Origin of the sequence: Halomonas sp. SCS19, assembly GCF_040147015.1 — a bacterium.
GTDB lineage: Bacteria > Pseudomonadota > Gammaproteobacteria > Pseudomonadales > Halomonadaceae > Halomonas > Halomonas litopenaei.
In genome coordinates, this window is sequence record NZ_JAMSHN010000001.1 from 2690554 (window position 1) to 2702782 (window position 12229).

The 12229-nt window shown below is 64.7% G+C and carries 12 protein-coding genes; 9 read left to right on the forward strand and 3 right to left on the reverse strand.

Going from position 1 to position 12229, the window contains the following annotated elements; translation table 11 throughout:
* Positions 1–117: 117 nt before the first annotated feature.
* Entirely contained in the window at positions 118–963 is an 846-nt protein-coding gene (locus tag NFH97_RS11810) for an ion transporter (RefSeq protein WP_348814881.1), read from the forward strand.
* A gap of 34 nt (positions 964–997) precedes the next feature.
* Here the strand turns inward: NFH97_RS11810 and NFH97_RS11815 are convergent, their stop codons facing one another.
* Positions 998–1351 (reverse strand): hypothetical protein, encoded by a 354-nt coding sequence (locus NFH97_RS11815; protein WP_045994631.1) that lies wholly within the window; start codon positions 1349–1351, stop codon positions 998–1000.
* The gene (locus tag NFH97_RS11820) at positions 1341–1820 is read right to left on the reverse strand and encodes a PepSY domain-containing protein (RefSeq protein ID WP_348814880.1); all 480 of its coding nucleotides are present in this window, start codon (positions 1818–1820) and stop codon (positions 1341–1343) included. Before NFH97_RS11820 ends, NFH97_RS11815 begins: the two co-directional genes overlap by 11 nt.
* A 167-nt stretch (positions 1821–1987) precedes the next feature.
* Between NFH97_RS11820 and NFH97_RS11825 the strand changes: the two genes are divergently transcribed.
* From NFH97_RS11825 to NFH97_RS11840, 4 genes are all read left to right on the forward strand, one after another.
* Positions 1988–2377, forward strand: a complete 390-nt coding sequence (locus tag NFH97_RS11825) for a PepSY domain-containing protein (RefSeq protein ID WP_348814879.1) — start codon at positions 1988–1990, stop codon at positions 2375–2377.
* 48 nt (positions 2378–2425) lie between these two features.
* Entirely contained in the window at positions 2426–3103 is a 678-nt protein-coding gene (locus NFH97_RS11830) for a winged helix-turn-helix domain-containing protein (RefSeq protein WP_045994628.1), read from the forward strand.
* Positions 3100–4455, forward strand: coding sequence for an ATP-binding protein (locus NFH97_RS11835; RefSeq protein ID WP_349624847.1), 1356 nt, complete (start codon positions 3100–3102; stop codon positions 4453–4455). Before NFH97_RS11830 ends, NFH97_RS11835 begins: the two co-directional genes overlap by 4 nt.
* Before the next feature lie 68 nt (positions 4456–4523).
* The gene (locus NFH97_RS11840) at positions 4524–5483 is read left to right on the forward strand and encodes a sugar-binding transcriptional regulator (RefSeq protein WP_045994626.1); all 960 of its coding nucleotides are present in this window, start codon (positions 4524–4526) and stop codon (positions 5481–5483) included.
* A gap of 151 nt (positions 5484–5634) precedes the next feature.
* Here the strand turns inward: NFH97_RS11840 and NFH97_RS11845 are convergent, their stop codons facing one another.
* A complete protein-coding gene (locus tag NFH97_RS11845) occupies positions 5635–6942 on the reverse strand; it encodes an MFS transporter (protein WP_349624848.1) in 1308 nt (435 codons plus the stop codon).
* Positions 6943–7694: 752 nt separating this feature from the next.
* On the opposite strand from NFH97_RS11845, the gene NFH97_RS11850 reads away from it, so the two are divergent.
* From NFH97_RS11850 to NFH97_RS11865, 4 genes are all read left to right on the forward strand, one after another.
* Positions 7695–9044, forward strand: coding sequence for an ABC transporter substrate-binding protein (locus tag NFH97_RS11850; RefSeq protein ID WP_108450158.1), 1350 nt, complete (start codon positions 7695–7697; stop codon positions 9042–9044).
* A gap of 89 nt (positions 9045–9133) precedes the next feature.
* Positions 9134–10024, forward strand: a complete 891-nt coding sequence (locus NFH97_RS11855) for a carbohydrate ABC transporter permease (protein ID WP_045991261.1) — start codon at positions 9134–9136, stop codon at positions 10022–10024.
* A gap of 56 nt (positions 10025–10080) precedes the next feature.
* Positions 10081–10971, forward strand: a complete 891-nt coding sequence (locus NFH97_RS11860) for a carbohydrate ABC transporter permease (protein ID WP_045991260.1) — start codon at positions 10081–10083, stop codon at positions 10969–10971.
* A 113-nt stretch (positions 10972–11084) separates the two neighbouring features.
* Complete coding sequence (locus NFH97_RS11865; protein WP_045991259.1) at positions 11085–12227, forward strand: ABC transporter ATP-binding protein; 1143 nt, start codon at positions 11085–11087, stop codon at positions 12225–12227.
* Positions 12228–12229 lie beyond the last annotated feature (2 nt).

Sequence of the window (12229 nt, forward strand, 5' to 3'; positions counted from 1 at the left end):
CGACGTTGACCTGGTGAGGGCTCGGGGCGTGTCCTGCCGCTAGGCAGCTTCCGGTGCATCGCGTAAGGTCGTGATTCTGCTTCCCGGTCGATGTCGAACCCCATGAAACAAGAGAGCTTGACCCCATTTCAGATCCTGATTCTGATCCTCTCCTTTTACGTGCTTGGTGCCATGGCGGTGCAGGAGCTGAATGACCTGCCGCCGGAGGTCGATGACCTGATTTTCAAGCTGGACCTGGTGGTCTGCGGCTTCTTCTTTGCCGACTTCTGCATCCGTTTTCACCGTGCGGAAAGCAAGTGGCGCTTTATGCGCTGGGGCTGGATCGATCTGCTGGCGAGTATCCCGGTGAGCTTCTTGATGGCTGGCCGTCTGGTGCGCGTAGTGCAGATCATCCGCATGCTGCGCGCGATCAAGTCGGTACACCTGATCTGGAACCTGCTGTTTCGCAACAAGGCCAAGGGCATCTTCGCCTCGGTGGCCTCGGCCACGGTACTGCTGTTGATCTTCGGCTCGGTGGTGATCCTGGTGGTGGAAGGCCCCAATCCGGAAAGCGCCATCGATACCGCCGAGGAGGCGCTGTGGTGGGCCTTCGTCACCGTCACCACGGTGGGGTACGGCGATTACTATCCGGTGACGTCGCTGGGACGGGTGGTGGCGGCGCTGTTGATGGTGGCCGGTGTGGGTCTGTTCGGTAGCTTCGCGGCCTACGTCGGTTCACTGTTCATCGATGATCAGGAGGACGAGTCCGAACGGCTGCATCGGGTCAATCGAGACATGCTGCGAGAGTTGCACCGCGAGGTGCGAGAACTCAAGGCCGAGGTGGTGGCCCTGAGGGGGGCACTCGATGGGAGCAGCGACGCCCCGTCAAGCGGACAGGTTGCCCGTGAAGACCGGGCAGGCGGGTCTGATCAGGTGCCCGAGCCCGGTCCCGAACAGCTGCCGGGAGGCGATCCGCGCGAGTGACGCACACTCGCCGCTGCATCGCCTCCCGGGTGCTTCACTTGACCTCATACTGGCCTTCCCACACGCGGGCATCGTCCTGACCGGGGGCTCGGGTGGTCGCCCCCGGCGTGATGTCGTCGGCATGATCGGCGCGGTAGGCCTCCATGCGCTTCTTCATGCGGTGACGCACCAGCGGCATCAGCGCCAGTCCCACCAGGCTCAGCACCAGGGCCATCATGGTGGCCAGCACCAGGGTGACGGCGCCGACCAGGGTGGCGAGAGCCAGCTTGAAGCCACCCATCCGGCGGGTGGGGCGTGCCTGGCGAGCGCGTTGCTGCCAACGGGACGCCGCCCTCCAGGCGGCGTTGTGCTGGTAGTCGTCGGTGCTGAAGGAATGATCAGTCGTCATGCTGGACTCCGGTCACGTCAAGGGTATGGCGATCGAGGCGGACCTCGAGCTCCTGGTGCTGGGCGTCGTAGCCTTCGATCTCGATATCACCTGTACGGTCGACATCCAGCGAGCTGAACAGTTCCAGGCCGGCCGACTGGGCGGCGTCCAGCGCCTTGCCGACATCGTCGCCGCTGAGGCTCCAGGTCGGGATCTCGCTCTGGCGCCGCTGTTCGCCCAGCAGGCTGCCGTCACGCAGGTCCATGTCGACGTCCAGGCGCCAGCCGTCGTCGCGCCAGCCTTCCGCCTCGAAACGATCGCCGTCGTCGATACCCAGCTCATCGTAGTGGGTGAAGCCGTACTCCCCGGTGCTGGCCAGCAGGCGGTCGATCTCCTCCCGGTTGACGGCTTCATCGTCGGCCATGGCGTTGGTGGCGAGGGTACCGCTCAAGGTCAGGGCGGCCAGGCTCAGGGTGACAGTCTTGTTCATGCTGGGGACTCCATTCGCTGTTGAGGTAAGCTCACCGTGTGCTTGGTGATCTCGGCGAGTGGGACCATCCTGACAGGGGGGACCTGTCGCCAGCCTGACGGGATCGTTCATCTTTCATTCATCTGCAGTGGGTCAGACTTCGCCTCATGACCTCCAAGACACTTTTCTTGCTATGCACGTCCGTGATGGCCGCGAGCCTGGCCCAGGCCCCGCGCCCGAGCGACGACGTCAGCCTCGCGGCGCTGGCGAGCGAGTCGCTGGGTATCGGTTTCGCCCGCGCGGATGACGACTGGCGTGACTTGCACCAGGAGGTGCGTGAGGGCCGGCTGGTGGCGTTGCCGACGCTGCTGGACTGGCTCGATGAGCGCTACGACGGGCAGGTGCTCGAAGTGGAGCTCGAACGTGACGACGGCAGAATCCTCTACGAGATCGAACTGGTCGGCGCCCAGGGACAGGTCGTGGAGTTCGAGTTCGACGCAGGCAGTGGTGAGCTGTTGAGCATCGAAGGGGTCGGCATCGATGCCATGCAGCGCCCCGCGCCGCGCGATACCGACTAGCCCGCGGGGATCACCGCAATACAGGGATGACGCCGGAGGAGGCGTGGCATGAAGATTCTGCTGGTCGAGGATGACCAGGCGCTGAGCGAAGCGCTCGCCGCCTCCCTCGAGGAAGGCGGGCTGCTGGTGGAGGTCGCGGCGACCGGAGGCGAGGCGGATTTTCTGCTGCGCACCGAGCGCTACGACGCAGTCGTGCTCGACCTGGGACTGCCGGATGGCGATGGCACCCGCTGGCTGGCCCAGTGGCGCGACGACGACATCGACCTGCCGGTGCTGGTGCTGACCGCGCGAGAGCGCTGGTCCGACAAGGCTGCGGGCTTTTCTGCCGGGGCCGACGACTACGTCACCAAACCCTTCGAGACCGCCGAAGTCATGTTTCGGCTGCGGGCCCTGGTGCGCCGCAGCCACGGCCACGCCCACCCGGTGCTCAGCGCCGGGGCGCTCAGCTTCGACACCCACACGGGGGCCGTGACGCTGGCCGGCAGGCCGGTGGCGCTGACGGCTCAGGAGTCACGGTTGTTGTCCTACCTGATGCACGCCCGCGAGCGGGTGGTCAGTCGCGCCGAGCTGGCCGAGCACGTCTACGACCGTGACCATGAACCCGATTCCAACGTGATCGACGTCCAGATAAGTCGCCTGCGGCGCAAGCTCGGCAGCGAGCGGATCGAGACACGGCGCGGCGAGGGCTATCGCCTGGTGACCCCGGCGGGAGAGGATGCGCCGTGACGCCGCCGCGCGGTTCGCTGACCCGGCGGCTGCTGCTGGCGTCGCTGGTGCTGGTGCTGGTGATCCTGCCGCTGGTCGGCGGTGGGCTGTCCTACAGCTTTCGCGAATCCGCCTCGGCCTCGTTCGACGAACGCCTGTCGTCGATGCACCGGGTGCTGCTGGCGGCCCTGGATCGAGACTCCCAGAGCGGTGCCCTGGTGGTCAACGACAGTCTCGGCGATGCGCGCTTCGATCAGGTGTTCTCCGGTTGGTACTGGCAGATCAGCGACGGCGAGCGCCTGTCCCGGGGCTCGCGTTCGCTGTGGGATCAGCGCCTGCCGATCACCGCCTCCCCGGACACCGTCTGGCGCACCATCGAAGGGCCTCGTGGGCAGCGGCTGAGGCTGGTCGAGCGTTCCCTCAGGCTGTCGGGGCATCCCCACCCCGTTCACGTCAGCCTGGCGGTCAGCCGTCAGGAGCTCGATGCCGAAGTGGCACGCTTCGAATGGCTGCTATGGCTGTCGCTGCTTGGGCTCGGCGTGCTGTTGCTGACCGGCCTGGCGCTGCAGATCCGCTGGGGGCTGGCGCCCTTGAGGTCGCTTCACGCGGACCTGGCGGCGGTCAAGGGCGGCCAGCGGGAGCGCCTCGATACCCGGCTGCCGACCGAGCTCGCGGAACTGGCGGTGACCATGAACGAGGTGCTCGACCATGACCGACGGCTGATCGAGCGCGGTCGCGCCACCGCCGGCAATCTGGCCCACGCGCTCAAGACGCCGGTCAGCGTGTTGATGACCCAGGCGGAACGCCTTCCCGAGACCGAGCGAGCCAGGATGCGCCAGGAGCTAGGACGTATCGATGCTGCCGTGCGCCACCACCTGGCTCGTGCCAGCGCCGTCGGCAGCGCCGCCCTGGCCGCCAGGGTACGTCTGGCCAGAGTGCTGGCGCCGGTGCTGGACGGCCTGTCTCGGCTGGCCAGGCGTCGTGGTATCCATCTCGAGACCCGCGTGGCGGATGGGCTGGCGCTGCGCATCGATCCCAACGATCTGCAGGAGCTGACCGGCAACCTGCTGGAGAATGCCATCGACTGGGCGCGTACCCGGGTCGAGCTCGATCTCTGGCTCGAAGGCGACAGCGTGCGCCTGCGTCTGGAAGATGACGGTCCGGGCATGAGCGCGCAAGAGCGTGAGGCGGTACTCAAGCGCGGCGTGCGTCTGGATGAGCGCCGCCCCGGCAGTGGGCTGGGGCTTTCCATCGTCGAGGAACTGGTGTCGCTGTACGGCGGTACGATGACCCTGGATCGCGCGGCGCTCGGTGGACTGAGGGTAAGCGTCACGCTGCCCGGCGGCTTGCTGGAAAAGGCGCTGGCCGAGTAAGCCTGCGTTGTGCCGGTGTCCCTGGCTTGCGATGATGCAGGCTGTACGATCAGCCAGAGAGACGATGCGTGGACAAGTTCGAGGTCAAGCTGGACCAGGCCGCACGAGCCGCCTGGCTTTCCTATGTGGGTGGACAGACGCAGGATGAGATCGCCGCACAGCTTGGGGTCTCCCGGCCGGGCGTGCAGCGACTGCTGGCGCTGGCCAGGCAGGAAGGCCTGGTCAAGGTCCATATCGACCACCCCGTGGCCCACTGCACCGCACTGTCCCAGGCCATCCGTGAACGCTTCGAACTGGACTACTGCGACGTGGTGCCTGCGTCCGCCACCGCCGAGGACAGTACCCCCTACCTGGCGGTGGCCGGCGCCGAGCGTCTGTCACGCATCATCGAGCGCAGCGAGCCGCAGACCCTGTCGCTGGGCTCCGGCCGCTCGATTCGTGCGACGGTGGAGGCCTTGAGCCGGATCGACCGTCCACGTCATCGCTTCGTCTCGCTGGTCGGTAACGTGGCCAGGGACGGCTCGTCCAACCGCTACGACGGGGTCATGGTGGCGGCGGACAAGACCGGCGGCGAGCGCTACCTGCTGCCGACGCCGGTGGTCGCCAGTTCGGTCGAGGAGAAGCGGGCGCTGGCGGCACAGCCGCTGTTCCGCGCCATCGGCGAGGTGGCCGAACAGGCCAGCGCGGCCTTCGTCGGGGTAGGGCGGATCGATCGCCAGGCGACGCTGTTTCAGGATCATTTCATCAGCGAGTCGGAACTCGACGAGCTGCTGGCGCTGGACGCCGTGGGAGAGCTGGTGGGCTGGCCGATGGATGCCGATGGCCGGTTGATCGACTGCTCCACCAGTCAGCGAGTGACCAGCCTGCCGCTGACCACGCTGAAGCGTCAGGCGATGGTGGCGGTGGCCGGTGGCCGCGACAAGGGGCCGGCCATCCTGGCCGCGCTGCGCGGCGGCTGGTTGACCAGTCTGATCACCGACGATCAGGCGGCGCGCTATATCGTCGAGCGCCTTTCCTCGCAAATCTAGGCAGCGCGGCCGCTGTATCGTCGAGCGCCTTTGCCTGGCCCCCTTCCTGACACCCTTCCTGGCACCCTCGCGCCCCGGCGGCTCGCCGGGGCGCGAGGGTGTTGTCTGACGCGCTTCTTCGTCACTTCGTGTGGATCTGGCCTTCATGCCTTCACGCCTGCTGGTGCTGCAACTGCTGCTCCTTGCGCGCGGTGATCGCCTTGAGCTTGAGCGATGCCAGCATCCCGACGATGCCCATGCAGGCGATGTAGCCGAAGTACAGCTGGTAGGCGGTGACCGCCTCGAAGCGTGCCGACAGGAAGCCGTAGATCTGTGGCAGGAAGATGTCCGGGGTGTAGGCGAGCAGCGAGATTACGCCGATGGCCAGTCCCGCCACCTCTATGGAAATATCGCAGTCATCGAGTATCGCCCAGTACAGTCCGCGCAACGCATAGGTGAGCACACCGATCATCAGCACCACCGCCAGCAAGGCCACCGTGCCCACCGAGGTCGGCATCAGGATCAAGGTGGCCAGAAAGGCGGTGGCGCCTAGAAACAGCAGTGCCAGCACATTGGTCTTGCCGAAGCGGTCACCGAGAAAGCCGGCGGTGATGCCGCCGATAGGGCGCATCCACAGCTTGGCCACGGTGATGGCGCCGGCGGCGACGGCGGTGACGCCATATCCCTCCTGGACATAGGCCGAGAAGGAATAGGTCGCCCAGAACAGCTGGTAGCCGCACAGGATGATAAGGGCAACCAGCCACAGCGCCGGAATCGACGCCAGATGCTTGAGGTCGGCGAGTACATTGCCGCTGGTCTTGATCTTCTTGGCGCGTATCTCGGAGCCGTCATGGCGAGTGAAGAAAATGAAGGTCAAGGCGGCGATCACCAGACAGGTGAACGAATACATGTAGACCACCACCTTGAGCGCCTCGGTGGTGTTGTCCTGCTGGTCGTTGAGGTAGTAGGCGAACAGGCTGATCGCAATGGTCGCCAGGATCGCCTCGATCAGTCCGCGCCCGCCATCGAGGATACCGAAGAAGCGGCCCTGCTCGTCTTTCTTGGCCAGCATCTTCACCCCCTTCAGCATCGCCGACCAGAAGGTCAGCCCCGAGGTCAGTCCCCAGCCGAGAAAGACCATCGTCAGCATGACGCCGGAAGGGATGGTCGCGAACAGTAATCCGAGCAGCCCGGTGCCGGTCATGGAGACCGTCACCAGCAGGCGGGGCGAGAACTTGTCGGCGAGCCAGCCGCTGGGCAGGTAGCACAGGAAGAACACGACACCCAGCATGGAATAGAAGTTACCGAGTTCACTCGAGGTGATGTCGAAGACCTCGAGGATCGGTGTTTCGAAATTCTGGCGCAGGTAGAGCAGGGGGTAGATGGACCCGGCCGCCAGCAGCATCAGACTGAACTGGAAGTAGCGCTTGCGATTGGACTTGTTGGCGATGGCCGGAGGCAGAGCAGCGTGGTCTGTCATTGTTGTGGCTCCCTCGATCCAGGATCGATTGGCTTGGCATGCGTGGTGGCGTGGGGCCTGCAGGCATGCTCGGCGAGGCCCTGGCCGGCGCTTCACGCAAGGGCCCCGGGGCACCGGACGAGAAGGCAGGGAACTAAATGACAGGTCGCGCGGTGGATCTGCAGAAGTGCCGCAAAGGACGCATCGAACTGCCGGATCAGCGATCGATCGAAGCCTAGGAGGCGGGTCTGAGAGCGTCAATTTTATTCCATATAGGGAATAATATTTCTATATATGGAAAATAAGGAGAGGGTTAAAGTAATTGTTTGATTTTAAAGAAAGTACTGACTGTTACAACGGCTTTTCGAGGTAAGGGGCCAGGCTGAAGCCAGGGGCGGGAAACTACCATGGGAGGATGAAAAGCCTTTAAACAACAAGGTAATGAAGAGGCTGAATATCTAATATTTGCTGTTTTGTGCGAGCTCGGTGAAGGCCAGACGTTTGGCTGATTTACGTCGATGAGTGGTTGCCGGGGCAGGGGCTGAAAGGCGTCCGTGTACCGCTAAAGTCTAAAGCTATCGGCTTTGCGTTTTGTGTGGCTGTGTCCGATCATTTGATCATCAAGTGATTTGATTGATCATTTTCTGGGAGAGGTATCCGCAGCGTTGGCTTGCTCGGATGCACGCAAGGCCCGACCACCACGACGAGTCCGAGGATTCGCGTCGGCGGTACAACAATATCCCCGCCAAGCGGGTAACGATCAGGAGTGCGCCATGAAGCCGTCTTACACCCTCCGTCCTCTTTGCGCGGCGCTGTCCAGGCCGCTGGTGCCGGCAAGCGCGCTGGTGCTGTCGCTGGGCGCGTCAGCCGCCCAGGCCGAGACCATCACCGTCGCCACCGTCAACAACAACGACATGGTGATCATGCAGAGCCTGACCGAAGCGTTCGAGAAGGCGCATCCGGACATCACCCTCGACTGGGTGGTACTGGAAGAGAACGTGCTGCGTCAGCGCATGACCACGGATATCGCCACCCAGGGTGGCCAGTTCGACGTCATGACCATCGGCAGTTACGAGGCCCCAATCTGGGCCGAGCGGGGCTGGCTCGAGCCGCTGGATGATCTGCCCGAGAGCTATCAGGTCGATGACCTGCTGGGACCCGTGCGCGATGGCCTGAGCCACGAAGGCAGCCTCTACGCGCTGCCGTTCTACGCCGAAAGCTCGATGCTCTACTACCGCAAGGATCTGTTCGCCGAGGCCGGTATCGAGATGCCCGAGCAGCCCACCTGGAGCCAGGTGCGCGACTGGGCAGAAGCCCTGCATGACGACGACGGCGAAGTGGCCGGCATCTGTCTGCGTGGCAAGCCGGGCTGGGGCGAGAACATGGCCTTCGTCTCCACCTTGACCAACACCTTCGGTGGCCGCTGGTTCGACATGGACTGGAACGCCCAGATCGACAGCCCGGCCTGGCAGGAGGCGGTCGCCTTCTACGTCGACCTGCTCGACAACTACGGTCCGGCCGGTGCCAGCTCCAACGGCTTCAATGAAAACCTGGCGCTGTTCTCGCGCGGCAACTGTGCCATGTGGGTGGACGCCACCTCGGCGGCGGGCAAGCTGTTCGATGCCGACGAGTCCCAGGTCGCCGACCAACTGGGCTTCGCCCCGGCGCCGGTGGCCGAGACCCCCAAGGGCTCTCACTGGCTGTGGGCCTGGGCGCTGGCCATCCCCGCTTCTTCGGACGCCAAGGATGCGGCTCGTCAGTTCGTGACCTGGGCCACCTCCCCGGAGTACGTGGCGCTGGTCGGCGAGCGTGAAGGCTGGACCAGCGTGCCCCCCGGCACCCGCCAGTCCACCTACGACAACGCCGAGTACATCGAGGCCGCGCCCTTCGCCAGCTTCGTGGTCGACGCCATCAGCAAGGCCGACCCGCTCGACTCGAGCCTCGAGCCGAACCCCTACGTGGGCGTCCAGTTCGTCGGCATCCCCGAGTTCCAGGCCATCGGCACCCAGGTCGGCCAGATGGTGGCCTCGGCCCTGACCGGCGAGACCAGCGTCGAGCAGGCGTTGTCCGCCGCCCAGCGGGCTACCGAGCGCACCATGAAGCGCGCCGGCTACACCGACTGAAGCTCGTTCGCGGGCCGGCCTCCACGGTCGGCCCCTGGCTCCGATCGCCTGCGGACTTACCCCGCAGGCCTGACCAAGCGTGATCCCCCATGAACAAGAACCGTACTTCCGGGCGCACCGTCGGAGGGCTTCGCACCCTCTCGCTGCAGGCGCCGGCCGTTACTCTGCTGCTGCTGTGGATGATCGTGCCGCTGGCGATGACCGTCTGGTTCTCGTTTCAGCGCTACAACCTGTTGATGCCTAGCATGACCGGCTTTGCCGGTTTCGAGAACTACGAATACCTGCTGACCGACCCGGCGCTGTGGTCGGCGATGGGCACCACCCTGCTGCTGGTGGGCTGGGTACTGGCCATCACCGTGGTCGGTGGCACCCTGCTGGCGGTGCTGTTCCAGCAGGACTTCATGGGGCGCGGCGTCGCCCGAGTGCTGGCGATCTCGCCGTTCTTCGTGATGCCCACGGTCAGCGCCCTGGTGTGGAAGAACATGATGATGCACCCGGCCAACGGCGTATTCGCCTGGCTCGCCGAGAGCCTGGGGCTGCCGGCGGTGGACTGGTTCTCGAGCCTGCCGCTGACCTCGATCATCATCATCGTGTCCTGGCAGTGGCTGCCCTTTGCGCTGCTGATCCTGCTGACCGCGATGCAGTCGCTGGACGACGACCAGGTCGAGGCTGCGCGCATGGATGGTGCGGGCCCGGTGGCGATCTTCTTCTACATCACCCTGCCGCACCTGAAGCGTGCCATCAGCGTGGTGGTGATGATCGAGATGATCTTCCTGCTGACGATCTTTGCCGAAATCTTCGTCACCACCTCGGGCGGTCCGGGGCTGGCCACCACCAACCTGGCCTACCTGATCTACATCCGCGCGCTGCTCGACTTCGACGTGGGCACCGCCTCCGCCGGCGGCGTCATCGCCATCATCCTGGCCAACATCGTCGCCATCTTCCTGGTGCGCATGGTGGCCAAGAACCTCGAGCAGTAGCGCCTTGCGGCCGCTGACGACCCATCGACCAACAACAAGCTGACGAGGTGCACCACATGACCACCACCACTACCACCGGCGACAGTGTCAAGGCGCCGGTCGCCGACGCCGGGCGAGGTGCCTCGGCCCTGCGCGCCCAGCGCAGGCGCAAGTTCGGCATCACCCTGCTGGGCTGGGGCGTGGCCCTGATCATCTTCTTTCCGATCTTCTGGATGATCGTCACCGGCTTCAAGACCGAAGCCGAGGCGATCGCCGATCCCAGCCTGATCTTCACCCCGACGCTGGAAAGCTATGTCGAGGTACAGGAGCGGGCCGACTATCTCAAGTTCGCCTGGAACAGTGTTGTCGTTTCCTTTGGTTCGACCCTGCTGGCGCTGTTGATCGCGGTGCCCTCGGCCTATGCCATGGCCTTTTTGCCGACCAAGCGCACCAAGGGCACCCTGCTGTGGATGCTGTCCACCAAGATGCTGCCCTCGGTGGGCGTGCTGGTACCGATCTATCTGCTGTTTCGCGACTTCGGCCTGCTCGATACCCGCATCGGCCTGACCATCGTCTACACCTTGATGAACCTGCCGATCGTGGTGTGGATGCTTTACACCTTCTTCAAGGACCTGCCCAGGGAGATTCTGGAAGCGGGCCGCATGGACGGTGCCAGCACCTTCCAGGAGGTGTGGTACCTGCTGCTGCCGCTGACCCTGCCGGGGATCGCTTCCACCGGATTGCTGTCGGTGATCCTGAGCTGGAACGAGGCCTTCTGGAGCCTGAACCTGACCACCTCTCAGGCGGCGCCGTTGACCGCTTACATCGCTTCCTTCTCCAGCCCCGAGGGACTGTTCTGGGCCAAGCTGTCGGCGGCCTCGACCATGGCCATCGCGCCGATCCTGATTTTTGGGTGGTTGACTCAAAAGCAAATGGTCCGTGGCCTGACCTTTGGCGCGGTGAAGTGACCGATCTTCGGCGCGATGAAAAAACCGATCTTCGGCGCGGTGAACGACGCACCGGCAGACAGATATTCCAGGCGGCGCCGAGGCGCCCCTGACAGAACTTCGAGGACAACAAGATGGCAACACTGACACTCAACCAGGTGGTCAAGAGCTTCGGCGACACCCACGTCATCAAGGGCGTCGATCTGGAGGTCAAGGACCAGGAATTCGTGGTCTTCGTCGGCCCGTCCGGCTGCGGCAAGTCGACCCTTTTGCGGATGATCGCGGGACTCGAAAGCACCAGTGACGGCGATATCGTCATCGACGGCCAGCGGGTCAATGACCTGGGGCCGGCGGAGCGGGGGCTGGCCATGGTGTTCCAGAGCTATGCGCTGTACCCCCACATGACGGTGGAGGACAACATGGGCTTCAGCCTCAAGCTGGCGGGGGTGTCCCAGCAGGAACGCCGCCAGAAAGTGCTGGACGCGGCGAAGATCCTGCAGCTGGAGCCCCTGCTCGAGCGCAAGCCCAAGGCGCTTTCCGGCGGTCAGCGCCAGCGTGTGGCGATCGGCCGCGCCATCGTGCGCAACCCCAGCATCTTCCTGTTCGACGAGCCATTGTCCAACCTGGATGCGGCGCTTCGGGTACAGATGCGCATCGAACTGGCGCGTCTGCACGAAGAGCTCAAGGCGACCATGATCTATGTGACCCACGACCAGATCGAAGCCATGACCATGGCCGACAAGATCGTGGTGCTCCAGGGCGGCGTGGTGGAACAGGTCGGCTCGCCGATGGAGCTGTATCACCATCCGCGCAATCGTTTCGTGGCGGGGTTCATCGGCTCGCCCAAGATGAACTTCCTGAAGGTCGAGGCCGTTGCCGGCGACGCCCAGGGGGTCGAGGTGCGTGTGCCGGGCGGCGATACCGTCAAGGTGCCGGTGGAAGGCGACGAGGTGGCCCAGGGCCAGGCACTGGAGCTCGGCATCCGTCCCGAGCATCTGATGCTCGACGACCAGGGACCGCTGAAGGCCAGCGTCAGCGTGATCGAGCGGCTGGGCGGACAGACCTCGCTGTACGTGGAGATGGACGGCGACTTGCTGACGCTGATGGTGGATGGCGACGTGACCCACCGGGTGGGAGACGAGATCCGCTTCGGCTTCGAGCCGGGCCGGGCACATCTGTTCGGTGAGCAGGGTCTGGCGCTGGCAAGCCTGGAGCGTCACCCGCTGGCGTCTCTGACCCGCCAGGACAATCGTGCCGCCAGTACCGCGGAAGCCTGAGG